A 19009-nucleotide genomic window follows, 5' to 3' on the forward strand; every position below is an offset into this window, starting at 1 on the left:
GTAGCAAGATGGCAAATGAATTCAAAAAAAATCATGCTGAGGTTTGTGAAGCTTGGCGATTATTAGGCGCAGTTGAGCGCTCGGTGTACTTAGAAGCTGCGATACCTAAGCTTGCGCTGTTAACAGGTGATGCCAATAAAGCGCGCAAGCTATTTTATCATTTACTTAGCAGCGCGCCGAAGCTTGATGAAGTGCAGCGGATGATCGGCGCTACGGGCGAGTCTAACGATCTATACGTCACCGCTCGCGGCAAAACTATGGTTATCGGCGGCGAATCTGCAAGAGCGATGGCGGTATTAGGTCAGCTCATTGCAGCACTACTGACCGGTAATGAGGTAATTCTGCACTGCCCAAGCCAAGTCGATATGTGCGAAGAGGCAGCTAAGATACTCTACAATGTCGGCATCAGCGATGATGTGCTGAGTGTTGCTAATGACTCACAAACGATCACCTTGTTGTATATTGATCGCCTTGCACAAGTAGCAGTCGCAGGTAGCCAAGCAGAGGTGCAAAGTATCAGTCAGGAGCTTGCCAACACAGATGGTATTTTGACACAAGTGATAGCAGTGACTGATATGGAGGGCTTCTCTGAGATGTTAAGCCTCGATTATCTGCACCGCTTCGTCACTGAGCGTGTCATCACTATTAATACGACCGCTATCGGTGGTAATGCCAGCTTACTTGAGCTTGGTAATGACTAATCGCTCAAAGAAAGGTCTGTAAGTTTAGAGGTTTCGGCCAGCGTTTGTTTATCAGTTGTTTTGATAAATGAGCGCTGGCCTTTTTATGCCTTGACCAATAATAGATGCTAAGCGTTTTAGAGTTTAGGCGTTTTATATGCCAAGCGTTTTAAGTTTTTTAATATAAATGCTGTTTTTGAGTTGTATAATAATTAAAGATAATGCTAACATTACAATGTTAACCAAATAGTCAGCTTTAACAAGTAGCTTTGACTGGTTAATCAAAATACGGAATAGTGATTGGCTACAAGCCAAAGTAAACGGACGTTTTTTCAATCTTCGTAGCTATATAAGCGCTTAAAGTGCATTGATAGATACTGAAGCTCCATCCTCAATCAAGATTAAGTCTGAACCAGTCAGCAGTCTCATAGGCAGTCAGCTTATTCAATACCTGTATAGCTATCAGTATTGATGTAGGTATGATGATCGTCGTCGTATAAATTTTATTATTACAATAACTGAATACTACCTTATGGCAGTGTCGCTGCGTGCGCCTGACCTTTGATATATTGATTGTTAACGTATTATTATCCGATTAAAGATAAATTTTATTTTATCTCCTTTTTATCCAGACAGCCGAGTACAGCTATGATTCATTTTTATCTAAATGGCAAGCCGCATCAAGTGCGTGATCTTAACCGTTCCAAAAATCTTACTCAAACCTAGCCAATATTGACTATTAGATAGGTTTGACGTTTTCTTTCTGCTTCATTGTCACGCGCTATTTCTCATTTGAGATTTAGACTGACCACGACTCCACAGACTTTTTTAATTGGCGATGGAACTCACCGTCCAATAAACAGGATTATGCAGCTGTTAAAATAACAGTCGCGTTATTTGTACATGATGCTGGCGTTGAGGTCACGGTCATGAGAAACCTGATGCTGAGGTGGCAACCGACTACGCATTTTCAATGTTAGCTCATCTTTACCAAGGATATGATTGCAGTTTGAACAGGCGATTTCTGCAGTAGGGTCCGACTGATTTCACAACTCTTGCCTTGCTCAGTGGCTTTGTAGATAAGCTGTCGCTTAAACTCAAAGAAACCCAAGTCACTGATAGCTCTTGATAGCCGCCTGTTCTTAACCATACCTTTGACATTCAAATCTCTCAATCGCAATCACATCGAACTCATTAACCAGACTTGTTGTGATTTGATGGAGAGAATCTTTGCCTAATACACCTGATCTTATAGTAAACTGAGAGAGCTTGGTTTTCGCTTTTCTCTGTTTTTACTGCCTTTTTAGTGCGACTGAGCGCTTTGTTTAGCGTTCTTAGTTTTTTAAGGTTTGCTTGAAGTGGTTTTGGCGCTTTACTTAGTGCCGTCTGATAAAACCAGTAAGTCGGTAATACCAAGATCACCAACGCTTTTACCTGTCTTTTAGTAGGAATTACAGCTTTTTGTATTTCAACAGCCACACTAACAAACCACTTACCGCCACGTTTAGAGATGGTGGCTGACATGATCTTGTGCAGCCGTCAAAACGTAAAGCTTCTTTTAAGCGAACCCAGCCCAAGTTTGGGATACGAATGGATTTACCTTTAATGGCAAATTGGTCGTTGGATAAACTGAATCTATCGTCACGGCCTTTTTACGAGCGGTTGGGTATTTCGCTAAGCCTTTAAAGAAGCTGTTATAAGCATCACCCAACTGCATGATTGCCGCCTGCGGAGCGCATTTGTCACTTCCAGCATATAGGGGAATAATTCACGCTTAATGGCGTTCAATTCGCGTCTGAGCTTCGCCTGTGAGGGCTTGTTTTAGATTTTTAGTATCAAACTAACGCCTGCGGCCAAACACGCATCACGGTACGCTTTGTCAAGCAGCATACTGCCGCTGCCACTCATGCAGCTTTCCTCCAGTTGTAGTTTTTTTCTCGCCACGCCACAAGCACGAGCAAGGTGATTTGCCTGTACGTTGTTTGGTTTGAGTCTTCGATAATGTGTCCACGGATCATACCGCTTTTTTTTAACCGCCTCTATTAATTGTTGGTTTTTCTTGCTGCGAGAGCCGTATAGCCTCGCTGAAAATATGGTGATAATCTCCAATACATCTGGCTAATTCTTGCTCAAAACTCAATCACCTGATTGATTATTACCACTTCAACGTCACGAGCCTCACACAACATGAAAACCAGTTCTGCACCAAATCGTAAAAGCCTGTCTTTATGGGTAATTACCAGCCGTTCAACTTTATTGCCCAGTATGTCATCAAGCAGGTTTTAAGCCTTTCTTTTATAATTCATTCCACTACCAAGATCGGTAATCGTCTCAAAGTCCAGCCTTGCCTGGCACAATAAAGTTCCAAAACTTGAGACTGGCGAAGTAAGTCGTCTTTTTGATCACGACTCGACACACGAGCATAAGCAATGGTTTTTCGGTCTAATTTAGGTGGTGTATTCATGAATGCGGTCTGATTTCACTTAAATCATATCGCCTATGCCCGTTTTCGGTCTGCCGGGCGACTAACGTACCATCCTCATCCCAACGTCTTGAATGTGGATTGAGCAACCCCGAAATGTTTGGCAGCCTCCAATACTAACCAGTTTCCCATAACTTGCTCTCTATATTATAGATATAATCTATCTATTATAGTAATAAATAGGTAGTTTTGTATATATTTTATTTAACTGTTTGCAACCCTAATACTACCGTGCTTGAATATTTGCGCTTGCACGAGCGTCAAACCGATACCAAAGAAGGCTGCGGTAGTGGTGATTGCGGGGCTTGTACCATCATGGCTCAGCGCTTACCGTCGCAAGCGGGTACTGAGAGTGAGCCTTTTTTTACTTTCAACTCTTGTATCACACTACTGTCATTAATGGATGGTCATCATTTATTGACAGCCGCCTACCTAGCAGATAACCCTGAAAACCATCCTGATCGGGCACTATTGCATCCTGCGCAGCAAGCGATGGTTGAATGTCACGGCTCGCAGTGCGGGTTTTGTACGCCAGGCTTTGTGATGTCATTGGCGAACCTATACGAAAACAATCGCCTGCAGACACAGGATAATGCAAACGCCGCTAATTTTAGCTACGATGAGATCGTCGCTTCTATATCTGGCAATCTATGCCGCTGTACCGGCTATCGGCCTATTATCGATGCTGGTTTAAAAATGCAGCAAATCGGTCAACAGCTCGATAGCGCAAATACGCCGTCCAAAGCGCTCACTCTAGCAACAGATGCTATGACGAGTCATGCTGCTCAGAAAACCGATACTGATAAGGCCGAGTCAAATACTCAACTACGCCCCATAGAGCCTGCCTTGATTAATGGCTCAAAGCAGCTATTTATACCACGTACTGTCAGCGAGCTGAACCAATTACTCGTTGTGTATCCTACTGCCACAATATGGGCGGGAGGTACTGATTTGGGACTGACCGTTACTCAGCGCTTGATGGATCATGAGGTTATTATTCAGCTTTCAGCGCTCGATGAGCTACAGCAGTGGTCGCTCTCAGAGTCTGCCGATAATCAAGAGTTAACGTTCGGCGCGGGCATGACTTATAAGCAAATGCTGCCGATTCTAGAGCAGCACTTTCCTGCTTTTGCTGATTTATTTGCGCGAACGGCCTCACCGCAGATCCGTAATATGGGTACGCTTGGCGGCAATATTGCCAATGCCTCACCGATTGGTGATCTGCCGCCTGTGTTGTTAGCATTAGAGGCGCGAGTGCATCTACGCCACTGTGATGTCATCAATGAAGAGACGGATGCTGATAACGATAGTAAAAAATCATTTGCAGTCTCTGATGAAACCATCTCTTTGGCTGAGTTTTTCCTAGATTATAAAAAAACCAAATTGCGTCCAGGCAGTTATGTAGTCGGGGTGCATATTCCTTTAATGCAAGCGCATCAGCACCTATTTATTCACAAAATTAGTAAACGTTATGAGGACGATATCTCAGCTTGTCTATTGGCAGCGAGAATTGATTTATCAGCAGATAACTCATCGATTGCTAATGCCAAAATCGGTTTAGGCGGTATGGCTGCTATTCCTCTGTTAGCGCAGCATTGCCAAGACGCGCTTATCGGTCAGAAAGTTAACATCGCAAGTTTTAAGATGGCAGCAGATGCCATGCCTTTGGATGTGTCACCCATGACGGATGTCAGAGCCAGCCGCGAATATCGTATGCATGTGGTGCAGCGCTTACTAGTCAAGTGCGCCAAGCAGTTAATGACTGAGTTACCAACGCAGGGAGCAGCATAATGAGTCATCATTCAAGCCTTTTTGATAGCTATAAAATCCGCCGAGTACGTCCACCCAAAAACAAAATCGGCAGCTCCGCTAAGCATGATAGTGCCATTAGTCACGTAATGGGAACGGCGACCTACGTCGATGATATCTTAAAGCCGCAAGGTACGCTGCATCTGGCAGTGGGCAAAAGCACGCACGCTCATGCGCGTATTATCAGTATGGACTTAGATGCGGTGAGAGCGGCTGACGGGGTGGTTGATGTTTTAGTGTTTAAAGACTTGCCTGCGGCAACGGATATCGGACCTGTGTTTGATGGTGATCCTTTGATGGTAGATAGCATCACTGAATACGTCGGTCAGACGCTATTTGCAGTAGTGGCAACGAGTCACCGCGCAGCAAAAAAGGCCGTTTTGGAAGCGAAAGTCGAATATGAGCCGTTGCCTGCGATAGTGACGGTTGAGCAAGCGCTTGAGCAAGAGCAGTTTGTACGTCCAAGCCACTTTATGACGCGAGGCGATACGCAGTCAGCTTTAGAGAATGCTCCTAAGCGCTTGCAAGGTCATATCCATATGTTAGGGCAAGAGCACTTCTATCTAGAGGGGCAAGTGTCTTATGTCACGCCTTGTGATGATGGCGGCCTTGAGGTTTATACATCCTCTCAGCATCCAAGTGAGGTGCAGCAGCTAGTCGCTGAAGTCACCGATCTGCCTTTTCATGCAGTCAGTACGGTCGTGCGCAGAATGGGTGGCGGCTTTGGCGGTAAAGAGACGCAAGCGGCGGCTTGGTCATGTCTGAGCGCTATCGTTGCCAAACGTCATAATGTGCCTGTGAGTATGCGCTTGGATCGTCAAGACGACATGGTGGTCACCGGTAAGCGTCATGAGTTCTCTAATCGCTACGAGGTCGGTGTTGATGAGTCTGGACAGATCCTAGGCGTCGATATGCAGCTGTCAGGGCTGTGTGGTTATTCCCCAGATCTATCTGACGCTATTGTCGATCGCGCGATGTTCCACTGTGACAATGCTTACTATTATCCTGCGGCAAAAGTTGCCGGCCACCGCTGCAAAACGCATACGGTCTCAAACACCGCTTATCGCGGATTTGGGGGGCCACAAGGTCTAATGACTGCTGAATATATGATGGATCAAATTGCTTATACGTTAGGTAAAGATCCGCTAGAGGTGCGCCTAAATAATCTTTATCAAGATGGTCAAACCACCCATTATGGTCAGCCAATTGAGCATTTTGATTTGGCCACTTTGATGGACAATCTAGCGAAAGACTGTGATTACGATAAGCGTCGTCAGCAGATAATGGCGGCTAACGAAAAGGCTCAGGCTGAAGGTAGCGACAAGCGTTTAGGCATAGCTTTAACGCCTGTCAAATTCGGCATCTCTTTTACTGTGCAGCATCTTAACCAAGCAGGCGCGCTAGTGCACATCTATACCGATGGCACCATTCAAATCAACCATGGCGGTACAGAGATGGGGCAAGGCTTATACATTAAGATTGCCCAAATCGTCGCCAATGAATTCGAAGTGGACTTAGATACGGTCAAGGTCACTGCAACGCGCACTGATAAAGTACCGAATACTTCGCCAACCGCTGCCTCTTCAGGTACGGATATCAATGGTAAAGCCGCGCAAAACGCTTGCCTTACCATTAAAGGGCGCTTAGTTGAGTTTGCCGCTGAGCACTTTGCAGTGCCGTCTGATAGTATCAAGTTTGAAAATAATCATGTGCAGATTGGCGATAAAGAGACCTTAACGTTTGCAGAGCTGGTACTCCTTGCCTATCAGCACCGCATTAGCCTCTCTGCTACTGGCTACTATAAAACGCCAAAGATATTTTACGATCGCTCCAAAGCTTGGGGTCGGCCTTTCTTCTACTTTGCCTTGGGCGCGTCTTGTGCAGAAGTAGAGATTGACACTATGACGGGCGAATATAAGGTGCTGCGCTGCGATATCTTGCACGATGTCGGGCAGTCAATTAATCCCGCTATTGATATTGGACAGATTGAAGGCGGTTTCGTACAAGGTATGGGCTGGCTTACCACAGAAGAGCTGACATGGGATGACAAAGGCACGCTAGCTTCGAACAGTCCTGCTAATTATAAAATTCCAACGTCGCATGATCTGCCAAAACAGTGGAGCGTCAAGCTATTCGATCGCAAAAACGAAGAGCAGACTATTTATAACTCAAAAGCGGTAGGCGAGCCGCCCTTTATGCTAGCCGCTAGTGTTTGGTGCGCGATCAACAATGCGGTGGCAAGCTTAGCGGATTATAAGGTAAACCCTGATCTGACTATGCCTGCCACTAGTGAAGCGGTGCTAAAAGCAGTAATGCGCTTGCAAGGGGAGGAGTGGGAGATACCTGTAAGAAAAAATCCTACTGATGACATAAATACCGATAGTCACCCAGAAGTCAAAGAGCAGTTCAGCGCCGATGGGAAAGTGAAGATGGATAATAAAGATAAAGCGCAGCCAGTGCCACACGCTGAGGACACCAGTCCCCCTAAATCGGCAGGCGAGCACGATGACGAGCAGCCTGAGGCAATAAAAGATCCTAATGTCTCAGTCGCTAGGGGTCCGGCCCACAGTGAGTAATTTATCTGTATCGGCCATGCCGCCTGAACGTTGGTACGAGGCTCTAGCGCGCTATCAGCAGCAGGGGGCTGCGCATGTATTGGCGACTGTCGTTGCTGTCAACGGTTCAGCTCCAAGGGCGCTGCAGGCGAAGATGGTTGTGACCGGCGATGATTTTAGCGACACGTTAGGCGGCGGCGGCCTTGAGCATGATGTCATCAGCACCGCAAGACAGCTGCTCACTGGCGAGCTTGAAACCGATGTGGGCACAACCGCCAAAACATCACAAAAAGCGCGCTCTGAGAAGGCAAAAGCTGCGCGCCGTGATGCGGTCTACACTAAACACTATCCATTAGGCGCTAAGCTGGCCCAATGCTGCGGTGGTAGTGTGACTGTTATGTTTGAGTGCTTTAATATCACGCCGCCTTTGTCGATACTAGTATTTGGCGGCGGTCATGTGGCAGCGGCTTTGATGACGATATTAGCAGAGCTGCCTTGTCAGGTAGATTGGGTGGATAGCCGAGCTGAGAGGTTCGATCAGTATCTATCGGCTGAGTCTACGATTAAGAGTACACAGAATGTAGATGAGCCTACTTATCGCTTGCCAAAGCACATTCGCGTACATATCGATGACGAGCCTGTGGATTTTGTTCGCCCTTTTATAGAGCAAGGCGGTAAACGCTTTATGCTGGTTATGACCCATGATCATAATCTTGATTTTGAGTTAGTGCGTGCAGCATTAGACGTACTCAAAGCGGACGACGAGAGAACCTTTGAAGATAGCTCAATGCTTGATAAAAATAATACTGAGCTCGTAGATAACTCTATCAAAGGATCGTCTCCTTATATTGGCTGTATCAGTTCTGCGACTAAGGCTAAGCGCTTTTGTGATCGCTTGCTACAGCGCGGCTATAGTGAGTCATTAGTTAAGAGAATCACTATGCCCATAGGCTTGCCTATAGGCGGTAAAGAGCCGATGGCAGTGGCGGTATCTATCGCTGCACAAATTATGCAGCAGTATCATCAAGCGTGAGCAATCCATATACCACTCCCGGCTGTTTAACTTTACAATCTATCACTACTGAGCTATCTGTAAGTGCCAATTAAGAGTGCAACATAGCCATAAAAAGTAACTTTTTAAACGACTTTAATCCTTTTTTATACCGATCATAGCCTATGGACATCAGTGCTATGAATAGAGTGGTGAGACTTTTTTATGACTATCCATATTTATCAAGCGCAATTATTACATTACCTGACCCAAGATGATTATGACGAAAGAATAGCACGCACTAATTCTGAGAGCTCGGATGATCTCGAGACTACAGTTGTCCAAAAAAACATAACGCTATTACCGGTAGTGGCTGGCGTAACCGTCTATCCTGAATATATCGCCAAGGGTGCATTAGTCGTCGATGACGTCACGGGTCTCGTGGTTGATTACGGTCATAAACACGCTATTTTATTGAGTTACGCTAATGATCAAGAAGGTCAGGAACCCGTAAAAATCCATGATTATCAAGATAAGCTAATCATGCCAGGTTTTATTGATACTCACGTACATTATCCGCAGATAGACATGATTGCGTCTTACGGTGAACAGTTGCTTGATTGGCTCAATAACTATACGTTTGTCACCGAAGCAAATTTCGGTGATCCAAAAGTTGCACATGATACGGCACAGTTTTTTTTAAATCAGCTTTTTGCTAATGGTACGACGACCGCGCTAGTATTTGCCACAAGCCACCCTGAGTCTGTTGAGGCGTTCTTTTTAGAGAGCGAAAAACTTAAGACGCGGATGATTACGGGTAACGTACTGATGGACACTAATGCGCCTGAGCATCTGTGTGTATCTACAGAGCAGGGTATCCGCGATAGCCAAGATATCATCGATAAGTGGCATAATCGTGGTCGTCAGCATGTCGCTATTACTCCAAGGTTTGCGATTACCTCAACGCCTAGACAGCTGCAAATGGCAGGCGAGCTTTACGCCAGCTATGATGACGTGTACTTACAAACCCACCTAGCCGAAAACCGTGATGAAGTCGCTTTTGTCCGTGAGCTGTATCCCAATCACAAGGGCTACCTCGATGTCTATGCGGATATGTCCCTATTGGGCCGCTATACGACGCTGGCACACGGTATCTATCTTGAGACATCAGAGTACGAAGTGCTGCGCGATACTGGCACTCAGATCGCTCACTGCCCAACGTCCAATTTGTTTTTAGGTAGTGGGCTATTTGATTTGCCAAAGACGTTGAGCTACACCGGAGTCAGTATTGCCACCGACGTCGGCGCGGGCACCAGTCTATCAATGCTGACGACGTTAAATGAAGCCTATAAAGTCCAGCAACTCCAGAGCAATCCGCTATCCGCGCATCAAGGCTTGTATCAGATTACTTTAGGTAACGCGCAGTCACTAGTACTAGACGATAAAATTGGTAACTTTATGCCGAATAAAGAAGCCGATTTTGTGGTGATTGACTTAGCAGGCACAGCGTTATTAGAGCGCCGCATGAGTCAGACGAAAACTCTTGAGGAGCAGTTATTTGTCTTGATGATGCTAGGCGATGACCGAGTGATTGATGAGACTATCATTGCTGGGGTGAGTCGATATAAAAAGCTTAGCGCTTAAAAGGCGACTTTAGAGATAGGGTTTGGCATAGCGCTATAATTTGATATAGTCAGAGTATGTTTACTAGGGCGTGTTGAACATTCGCAAATAGGCACTGCTGATCGCTAAAATTGTTCCAGACAAGGCACAAAGCGACGATAATGCAGATGCCTTAGCGAGATTTGTAACGCAGTATGGGGCAATTTTAGCATCAGCCCTCACGACAACAACAGGGACAGGACTTTTTTTTGCCGCTTCATCGTTAAAAATAAGCGCTTAGAATGACTAAACTTATTATTTTTAACATCGAAACGCCTAAAAAATAGTCGCTGTCAGTGCCATGGTCGAATGTTCAACACGCCCTAATCTACTTATAGTTAGCTGAATGTAAAACTGTTATGGATTTAAACGCGCTACTGGTATAAATTTTACTTGCGTGCTGCGTTCCCAGAGGCTGCGCAAAATTCATCCCAGTAGCGCTATGACATTTTTAGAGTGTATCGACTATAGTAAATATGCTCTGGCTTTTTTGTATTTATAAGCTTGAAATCAGCTTTTTTCAAAGCGGTACTTTGTCTCAAATGACGGTCTCAAATGACGGTCTCAAATGACGCCTAATCTACTAAATTTAATGAGTATCTATTAAATGCAAAAACGCTTAGTCAAAATTCTATTATTTGCTATTCTGGCCTCAGGCATTTCATTGGCTGTATTGATAGTCAGCTCAAGGTATTTGAGGATTTAGGACATGTACCGCATGAAGAAGATCCACAAGCGACAGTCGCTGTGGTCAAAGACTTTTTAGCGCAGACTGATTAGCGCATCAGCCTATTAGCAATTAATAATTTAATAAGGTTTACTATTAATGATAGCTCTAAATTGACACATACTGATAATAATGAAGAGGGTGTGGTAATCTAGTGTCAGTATAAGTGTTGCAACCAAAGCAAGGGGCTGGTATGGCTTTAAATATGTACTACAAGAACGGCTTGTTTCGAAAAACACGCTGCCAAATCTCTGATAAGCTCGTACCTACGCTGTATCAGGTTCATAACAATGCCGACTTTCCGCAATTAACTTGGCTTATCGATACGCTCTATGACAACCCACAGATCGAACCTGACATCGCCAAGGCTTTAGCTGAAGAGATGGTAGCGTTTGAGCGAGTGATACTCTCTTTGCAACTGCCTTTTCCTAGAGTCCCATTACAAAAGCTGCAAGACTTCTTTGCAAAGGCAGCTAGAGATCAGCGGACGATTTATAGCAGTAGCGATTGATTATTTCAACAGCTCCTATATCTTTATAGTGTTTTTAAAACAGCTTTCTAAAAGGTTAAAAGCTAATTTAAGCTACCAAGCAAACACCTTAACCACCTTGAATCCCGCCGAAAATACCCCCATACTCTTAGCACTTATAAACAATAAATAGCCTAAGCAAATATGTCTAATACTTTGAAAGATGCGCCAAACTTAGCAGAGAATAACTCAGCAAAAGATCTAAATGATACGATTCGTAATCTAGCTCAGATAGCAGACAAAGATAGCCTTACAGAACTACCTGTGTTGGCAAAAGATAGCCACTACTTAAGCCGGTTAGAGCGTGAGCTGGCACGCGCGGCGGTATCAAAAAACAAAAATTCAAATACTGATAATAAGCAAGACAAAGCGCAAAAAGAGCTGGCTAAAAAGCGTGCGCAGTACGATAAAATCAAAACGCGCTCACAGCAGGTTGTGCAGTCGCGTATCGATAGTATCCCAGACAATTTGCCAGCCACCTTAAACCTAGATTTGCCTGTCAGTCAGCGCGCTGATGACATCGTGCAAGCCATCATTGACAACCAAGTCATCATCGTCGCAGGGGAGACAGGGTCTGGTAAAACCACGCAATTACCAAAGCTTGCGATGCTAGCGGGCCGCGGTATAACAGGGCAGATTGGGCATACGCAGCCGCGTCGTCTTGCTGCACGTAGCGTCTCTAACCGTATTGCCGAAGAGCTTGGCGAGAAATTGGGTAATACCGTTAGCTTTAAGATTCGCTTTAACGAGCAGGGGTCAGCGCAGTCGATTGTCAAATTGATGACCGATGGTATCTTGCTCGCTGAGCTTGGTCATGACAGGTTTTTGAGTAAGTACGATACGATTATTATCGATGAGGCGCATGAGCGTAGTCTTAATATTGACTTTATTATGGGCTATCTCAAAAAGCTGCTGCCTAAGCGCCCTGATCTCAAAGTTATTATTACCTCAGCGACACTCGATACCCAGCGTTTTAGCGAGTACTTTAGTCATTATGATAACAAGCTCAAACGAAAAATCCCTGCGCCGATTTTTAACGTTGAGGGTCGCAGCTTCCCCGTTGAAGTGCGTTATCGTCCGCTCACTGATGAGCCAGTGACTAGCTCAGATGATGACAGCTATGATGACTTCGAGGAAAACCTACCGCGAGCAGTCGTTGCCGCAGTGGATGAGTGCTTCACCGACGCACAAAGCAAAGGCCACGCCGATCAAGCAGATATATTAATCTTTGCCGCAACCGAAGCTGAGATTCGAGAACTGCAAGATGTACTGGTTCGTCATGGACCTAAGCATACCGAAGTGCTACCGCTGTTTGCACGTCAAACTTATGAAGAGCAGCAGCGCATCTTTCAGCCCTCTGGCCGCGGACGCCGTATCGTCATCGCCACTAACGTTGCCGAGACCGCTCTAACGGTACCCGGTATTCGCTACGTGATTGACTTGGGCTTTGCGCGCATATCACGCTACTCTTATCGCTCGCGCGTACAGCGTTTGCCGATTGAAGCGATCTCACAAGCGGCTGCCAATCAGCGTAAAGGTCGCTGTGGTCGTGTCGCACCGGGCGTTTGTATTCGTCTGTATTCTGAGGAGGACTTTAGCGGTCGCCCTGAGTTTACCGAGCCTGAGATACTGCGAACCAATCTTGCATCCGTTATATTGCAGATGGCAAACCTGCGTTTAGGTAGCGTCGAGAATTTTGAATTTATCGAGCCGCCCGATAGCCGTTTGGTGACTGATGGTCATAAATTGCTTGACGAGCTTGGCGCAATTACCGCCAAAAATGACAAAGCTAACCTACCCAAACGCAAACAAACTTTGGATCATCTGCGTCTGACTCGTATCGGGCAAAAGATGGCGCGTATGCCTATCGATCCAAGGCTGGCACGTATGCTGGTTGCCGGTAGCGACTACGATTGTATTCGCGAGATGCTGATTATTGTTGCGGCTCTAGCAGTGCAAGATCCACGCGAGCGTCCTGCGAATAAACGCCAACAGGCCGATCAAAAGCACGCTGAATTTCGTCAAGATGACTCGGACTTTTTGTTTTACTTGAGTCTTTGGAAGGCGCTATTTGAGGCTGACGAGCACGGCAACAAACTCTCTGGCAATCAGCGTAAAAACTTCACCAAAAAGAACTATCTTAGCTTCCCGCGCGTGCGTGAGTGGAATCAAACCCATCGCCAATTGGTGCAAATGGTCACTGATTTAAATCTAACCGATGTAAAAGAAGTAAAGGGTAATAGTAAAACTAAGCAAAAAAACGCTAAAAACAATAACGATGCTAAAACTACAAGTAAAAAAATAAGCAATCCAAAAAAGCTAAGCGGCGATCCCACGCTGATTGAAGATGAAGACATCAAAGCGGTTAAGTACGCCAATCTACATCGGGCGCTACTGACAGGCCTGCTCTCGACCATCGCGCACAAAACAGAAAGCCGCGGCGAGTATCTGGCCGCGCGTCAACAAAAAGCCAAAATATTTCCCGCTAGTACTGTATTTAAACAAGTACCGCCTTGGGTGATGGCTTTTGAGGTCGTCGAGACCTCGCAGGTGTTTATGCGTACCGTTGCCAAGATAGAACCTGAGTGGATTATCGCTGAAGCGGGTAATTTGCTCAAATATCATTACTTCGAGCCGCATTGGTCAAAGAAGACCGGACGCGTCAAAGCCTACGCACAGATCAGTCTGTTTGGCCTGATTATCATCTCTAAGCAGCTGACCAACTATGAGCAGGTCAATTTGGCAGAGTCGCGGGAGATATTTATCCGTGACGGTTTAGTAACGGGTAATTTGGGTCGGCAAGCGCCGTTTTTGCAGCACAACATGGATAAAATTGCTCATGTTGAACGCATTGAGGACAAATTGCGGCGCCGCGATTTACTCGTCGACGAAGAGGCGCTGTATCAGTTTTATGATAAAAAAGTTCCTGAGAACGTCGCTAGCCGCAAAGCCTTCGAAGATTGGCGAGCGGAGATGGAAAAAAGCGATCCTAAGTATCTATTCTTTACCGATAACGATGTGCTTAACAGTCAAGCACCGACTACCGGCGACTTCCCTGAGATTTGGCAGTTAGGCGATTTGCGCTTGCCACTGCGTTACGTGTTTGATCCTGCCAGCGACGATGATGGGGTGACCATTCGGGTGCCACTTGCTGCACTACCGCAGCTTGATGCTATCGAGCTGTTATGGGGCGTACCGGGTTGGCGCTATGAGCTAGTACTGCAACTGCTCAAATCCTTGCCAAAAGACATTCGCCGTCAAATCGTACCGATTCCAGATACCGCGGATAGTTTGTTTGATGAGCTCAAGCCTGAGGGCGAGCAAGGTCTGCTTAAGCAGCTTTGCCATGCGCTGAATCGCCGCGGTATTACCTCGGTGACGCCCGACAAATTTGATCCCTCATCTATCGATCGTTACTTGCAGCCGCAGATATCAGTCGTCGATGACAAAAACCGTATTATCGAAAAGGGGCGTGATCTGCAAACGTTGCAAATCCGTCATGCCAGTGAGACCAGTCAAGCGGTGACCGAACAGCAAGGCGCGCATACGAGTTTCCCTGAGCACTTTACCTTTAGCAAAAACCGCCATAGCGCAGGCGTGGTGATGAAGCAGTTCTCTGCTTTGGTCGCCGACGAAGCAGGTACCGCGGTATCGATTCATCAATATACTGATGTCAATGCCGCCTTGGAGGCGCATCGCACGGGAGTATTAACCTTAATCAAAGCTAAGCTTGGCGCAAAGAAAAAACAGCTGACTAGCCAAATCGATAAGATATTCAAAATGGCTTTTGCACCTTTAGGTGATATGGAAAAGCTGAAGACTATCGTTATCGATGCCGCGCTCGATGCCACTTTAGAAGAGCACTATGTCTTATTCGATCATAGCTCTGACTTACCTGAGAGCGCTGATAGTATCGCGGTTGACTTGAGTGAGGAGCTGCCTTTTACAAGCGAGGAGTACCAACAGACTGAAAAAGTTGTAGTCAGTAACTTCCTGCTGACAGGACAAAGCGTCATCAAAATCCTCAAAGAAGTCTATACGCGCTGGCAGCGTATTCGTCAGAGCCTATTGATGCTCGATCAAGAAGTGTTTGGCGAGTCCATCGATGATATCGAGGATCAGCTATCGGACTTGTACTTAGCGGATTTTGTTTATCGTATGGACTACAGTCATTGGCAGCAGTATCCGCGTTATCTAGAGGCACTAGAGTTGCGAATTGAGCGGCTTGAGCATAACCTTGAGTCGGATCTCGAAGGCGTTTATGCGCTCGATGTGCACATGGAGCGACTGGCTAATCGTGCGAGCGACGCTGCTATCAGGAAGTACCGCTGGATGGTGGAAGAATACCGTATTCAGCTCTTCGCCCAACCGATGAAAACGCGTATGGCGGTCTCACCAAAGCGTCTTAAAAAGGTTTGGGATGAGACGCGTTAAAAAATTACATGCTAATTTTAGCGTCGCAAGTAAAAATTCCTTAAAGGGAATTTTTTGGACGCGTTAAAAAATTACATGCTAATTTTAGCGTCGCAAGTAAAAATTCCTTAAAGGGAATTTTTTGGACGCGTTAGAAAATTGCATGTCGCCAGAAAATCATAGATTTTCTCTTGCGCTAGGATAAAGGTCCCCCAAACCTTTATTATTTCCTAGCTCATAGCGTCGCAAGGAAGCTTTTGTTTAAGCGAGATTTAAATAGATTTTTTTGGACACGTAAAAAATTGTACTGCTCACTCCAAAACTTGACATGTTGCTCTGATTAAAGTTCTTACTTATAAGTTTGCTAAACAAGGATAATAATATGTGGGATGAACGCTACAGCGAACCGGGCTTTGCTTATGGCACTGAGCCTAACGATTTTTTAAAGGAAGAATACAAGCGGATACCTGCAGGCGGGCGTGTCTTATGCCTAGCAGAAGGCGAGGGCAGGAACGCTGTTTTCTTAGCCGAGCAAGGTTATGAAGTGACCGCCATGGACTTATCTGAAGTTGGGTTACACAAAGCGCAGCAATTAGCCACTGATAAAGGCGTTACTATCCGCACTCAAGTCGCTGATCTGGCTGATTATGAGTTTGGAGTCAATAGTTGGGATGCTATCATCTCCATTTATAGGTAGAGAAAAAACAGTCTTAAGGGATGTCATAGTCAACTGATTATTTAGTAAATATTTCTGCCAAAAAAAGGTGATAGATTTAGTATCTATCACCTTGTTTATTTTTGAACAGAGTCTTTACGATTACATCGTGCAGTTTACGCTGTATTCTTTACCATTAGCGAGCTTCGCGCTGATGACACCGTAGTCTGCTTTTGTCTGCCACTGTAGGTTCATCTTAGGATTGTCATTATTAACATAGCGCGTGCCAGAACCAGATACCGCTTGCGTCATGATAACTTTTTGATTGCTAATACCGAATTTTGGCATAGTAATGTTTAAGTTAGCAGCGCTACCATCTGCAGCATAGGCAGCGGTAACTTTACCATTGCCTTCACAAGTATAAGAGTTGACGACTTGATTTGTAGCACCTGTCTGATCGCTTCCCACGAATGGATTATTGGCACAAGCAGCTAAAGCTAAAACCGCTGGCGTTAATACTAGTAATTTTTTCATAATTGTCCTCAGAAAATCTAAGAATGAAGTGTTTAAATGCCAACGAGTATCCTACACTTTAATAAAACTATACTAGTTATCATTTGATACCTGTCTCGTAACCATCGTATTTCAAAGTGTATAAGTTTAAATTTTAAACGAGCCAGGCTTGGATAATTAGGCTCCGATTATGACTCTACAATGACAGCAGAATCTTTATTATTAGGCTTTTTATTAAGCACGAATACTAATACTGCTCCTAGAATAACGATACTTGCGATAATAAAGCGTAAGCTCAGAGTTTCTGACAAAAACAAAACGCCTCCTAGTGCTGCGATTATCGGTACACAAAGCTGCACCACTGCCGCTTGAGTGTTTTTTAACAAGGGCATAGCCACATACCACATACAGTAGCCGAGGCCAGAAGTAATCGCGCCTGATATTACTGCTAGCACCACGCCTTGCATACTTATCCCAACCCAATGGCTGATAGCGACTATCAACAAAAAAGGAATAGCGACTAGGCTTCTGATAAAATTAAACCCCGTAGCTCGTAGCGGCGAGAGACAAGCTTTGCCGCGTATACTATAGATGCCCCAAGCTATACCGCTAAGTGCCATAGTCAGAGCGCCTGTAAAAGAAGGTATGGCTGCTGAAGGGAGCATCAAATAGACAAAGCCAATCAGCGCGCAAGCTAGCGCGAGCCACTGCAGTACAGTTAATTGCTCCTTTTGGTAAATACCCCAACCTATCATCGTCAGTTGCACAGCAGCAAATAATATGAGCGCCCCAGTGCCGGTATCTAGATCCACATAAGCAAGCGAAAAACAAAGCGCGTAGACCACTAAACTGATACTACTAAGCCAGCTGCCTTTATCTGCTAAAATAGCAGCAACAGTAGCGTTATTATTGTCAGTGTTAGAGTCGCTGTTAAAAGAAGTCGCGGTTTGTGTCTGATGTTTTAGACGATGTGTATGAAGGGTGATGATAATACCTAAACAAATAGCGCCGCTCAGTAGTCGTAAAATCGTAAAGTTCCAAGGATCGATAGCCCCTTCCATCAATGCCATTCGGCATAGAAGAGAATTGGCGGCAAAGGCGAGCAGAGCAATGATAGTATAGAAAGTAGCTGTCAAGAGAACCCTTTAGAATTAGAATATTAGGGCGTGTTGAACATTCAACCATGGCACTGACAGAGACTATTTTTTAGACGATTCGAAGGTAAAAATAGTAAGCTTAGTCGCTCTAAGCGTCTATTTTTACCAATGAAGCGGCAAAAAAGAGTCCTGTCCCCTGCTTTTATCGTTGGGGCTGATGCTAAAATTGCGCCATACTGCGTTACAAATCTCGCTAAGGCATCTGCATTATCGTCGCTTTGCGCCTTGTCTGGAACAATTTTAGCGATCAGCAGTGCCTATTTGTGAATGTTCAACACGCCCTATAAGTAATGACATTGATTAATGCTTTTTGGTGTCGCCTACGATTTTATCCATGAATGCAAACAATAAACCTGAGAGTACAAAAGCCATGTGAATAATCACTTTCCACATGAGCTTATCAGCATCGAGATCACTCATCTTGCTAGATATATCCATAAACGACTTGAGAAGATCAATGGCTGAGATAGCAACTATCGCGCCTATTACTTTTAGCTTTAGGCCTGAAAAGTCCACTTTTCCCATCCAGCTTGGACGATCGTCGCTTGTGCCCGTATCGATTTTGGAGACAAAAATCTCATAGCCGCTAAAGATAATAATGAGCAATAAACTAGCTACCAAGGAAATATCAACTAGTACCAAGATATCTACAATAACATCAGATACTGGGGCGTCTACTACATAAGTCATCATTCCTACTAGCTTTTGTACGAACTTAATAAATAGCAAAAAGATACCTATTACTAAGCCTAAATAAAACGGTGTCAATATCCAACGACTATTGAAGATGGTCTTTTCTAAATAAAATTCAATTTTTTTTATCATTGAGGTCTCTT

Annotated in this window: 13 protein-coding genes and 1 pseudogene; 8 read left to right on the forward strand and 6 right to left on the reverse strand. The window is 45.0% G+C overall.

Going from position 1 to position 19009, the window contains the following annotated elements:
* Nucleotides 1-8 precede the first annotated feature (8 nt).
* Complete coding sequence (locus JMY03_RS07590) at nucleotides 9-701, forward strand: 1-pyrroline-5-carboxylate dehydrogenase (RefSeq protein ID WP_201602628.1); 693 nt, start codon at nucleotides 9-11, stop codon at nucleotides 699-701.
* Between the two features lie 1173 nt (nucleotides 702-1874).
* Here JMY03_RS07590 and JMY03_RS13110 read toward each other — a convergent pair.
* From JMY03_RS13110 to JMY03_RS07600, 3 genes and pseudogenes are all read right to left on the reverse strand, one after another.
* Nucleotides 1875-2204: a hypothetical protein gene (locus JMY03_RS13110; RefSeq protein WP_227675548.1), complete on the reverse strand. Its 330-nt coding sequence runs from the start codon at nucleotides 2202-2204 to the stop codon at nucleotides 1875-1877.
* A gap of 34 nt (nucleotides 2205-2238) precedes the next feature.
* Nucleotides 2239-2397, reverse strand: a complete 159-nt coding sequence (locus tag JMY03_RS13115) for a hypothetical protein (protein ID WP_227675549.1) — start codon at nucleotides 2395-2397, stop codon at nucleotides 2239-2241.
* A 308-nt stretch (nucleotides 2398-2705) separates the two neighbouring features.
* Nucleotides 2706-3286: pseudogene (locus JMY03_RS07600) on the reverse strand (IS607 family transposase); the annotation flags it as partial.
* A gap of 65 nt (nucleotides 3287-3351) precedes the next feature.
* Between JMY03_RS07600 and JMY03_RS07605 the strand changes: the two are divergent.
* From JMY03_RS07605 to JMY03_RS07635, 7 genes are all read left to right on the forward strand, one after another.
* Nucleotides 3352-4953: a xanthine dehydrogenase small subunit gene (locus JMY03_RS07605; RefSeq protein ID WP_201602630.1), complete on the forward strand. Its 1602-nt coding sequence runs from the start codon at nucleotides 3352-3354 to the stop codon at nucleotides 4951-4953.
* A complete protein-coding gene (gene xdhB, locus JMY03_RS07610; protein WP_201602632.1) occupies nucleotides 4953-7547 on the forward strand; it encodes a xanthine dehydrogenase molybdopterin binding subunit in 2595 nt (864 codons plus the stop codon). The genes JMY03_RS07605 and xdhB overlap by 1 nt, the downstream gene beginning before the upstream one ends.
* The gene (locus JMY03_RS07615) at nucleotides 7540-8559 is read left to right on the forward strand and encodes an XdhC family protein (protein ID WP_227675550.1); all 1020 of its coding nucleotides are present in this window, start codon (nucleotides 7540-7542) and stop codon (nucleotides 8557-8559) included. The genes xdhB and JMY03_RS07615 overlap by 8 nt, the downstream gene beginning before the upstream one ends.
* 183 nt (nucleotides 8560-8742) lie before the next feature.
* Nucleotides 8743-10161: a guanine deaminase gene (gene guaD / locus JMY03_RS07620; RefSeq protein ID WP_201602634.1), complete on the forward strand. Its 1419-nt coding sequence runs from the start codon at nucleotides 8743-8745 to the stop codon at nucleotides 10159-10161.
* A gap of 938 nt (nucleotides 10162-11099) precedes the next feature.
* Nucleotides 11100-11417 (forward strand): hypothetical protein, encoded by a 318-nt coding sequence (locus JMY03_RS07625; RefSeq protein ID WP_201602637.1) that lies wholly within the window; start codon nucleotides 11100-11102, stop codon nucleotides 11415-11417.
* Between the two features lie 162 nt (nucleotides 11418-11579).
* Nucleotides 11580-15869: an ATP-dependent RNA helicase HrpA gene (hrpA, locus tag JMY03_RS07630; RefSeq protein WP_201602655.1), complete on the forward strand. Its 4290-nt coding sequence runs from the start codon at nucleotides 11580-11582 to the stop codon at nucleotides 15867-15869.
* A 361-nt stretch (nucleotides 15870-16230) separates the two neighbouring features.
* Nucleotides 16231-16545, forward strand: coding sequence for a class I SAM-dependent methyltransferase (locus JMY03_RS07635; protein ID WP_201602658.1), 315 nt, complete (start codon nucleotides 16231-16233; stop codon nucleotides 16543-16545).
* 120 nt (nucleotides 16546-16665) lie between these two features.
* Here JMY03_RS07635 and JMY03_RS07640 read toward each other — a convergent pair whose 3' ends face one another.
* The 3 genes from JMY03_RS07640 to JMY03_RS07650 form a co-directional block, all read right to left on the reverse strand.
* Nucleotides 16666-17037, reverse strand: coding sequence for an MliC family protein (locus tag JMY03_RS07640; RefSeq protein ID WP_025644261.1), 372 nt, complete (start codon nucleotides 17035-17037; stop codon nucleotides 16666-16668).
* 167 nt (nucleotides 17038-17204) lie between these two features.
* Nucleotides 17205-18152, reverse strand: coding sequence for a DMT family transporter (locus JMY03_RS07645; protein WP_201602661.1), 948 nt, complete (start codon nucleotides 18150-18152; stop codon nucleotides 17205-17207).
* Between the two features lie 321 nt (nucleotides 18153-18473).
* On the reverse strand, nucleotides 18474-18998 hold the full coding sequence (locus tag JMY03_RS07650) for a TIGR00645 family protein (protein ID WP_025644264.1): 525 nt from the start codon (nucleotides 18996-18998) through the stop codon (nucleotides 18474-18476).
* Nucleotides 18999-19009 lie beyond the last annotated feature (11 nt).

The sequence above is a fragment of the Psychrobacter submarinus genome (assembly GCF_904846685.1).
Classification (GTDB): Bacteria; Pseudomonadota; Gammaproteobacteria; order Pseudomonadales; family Moraxellaceae; genus Psychrobacter; species Psychrobacter submarinus.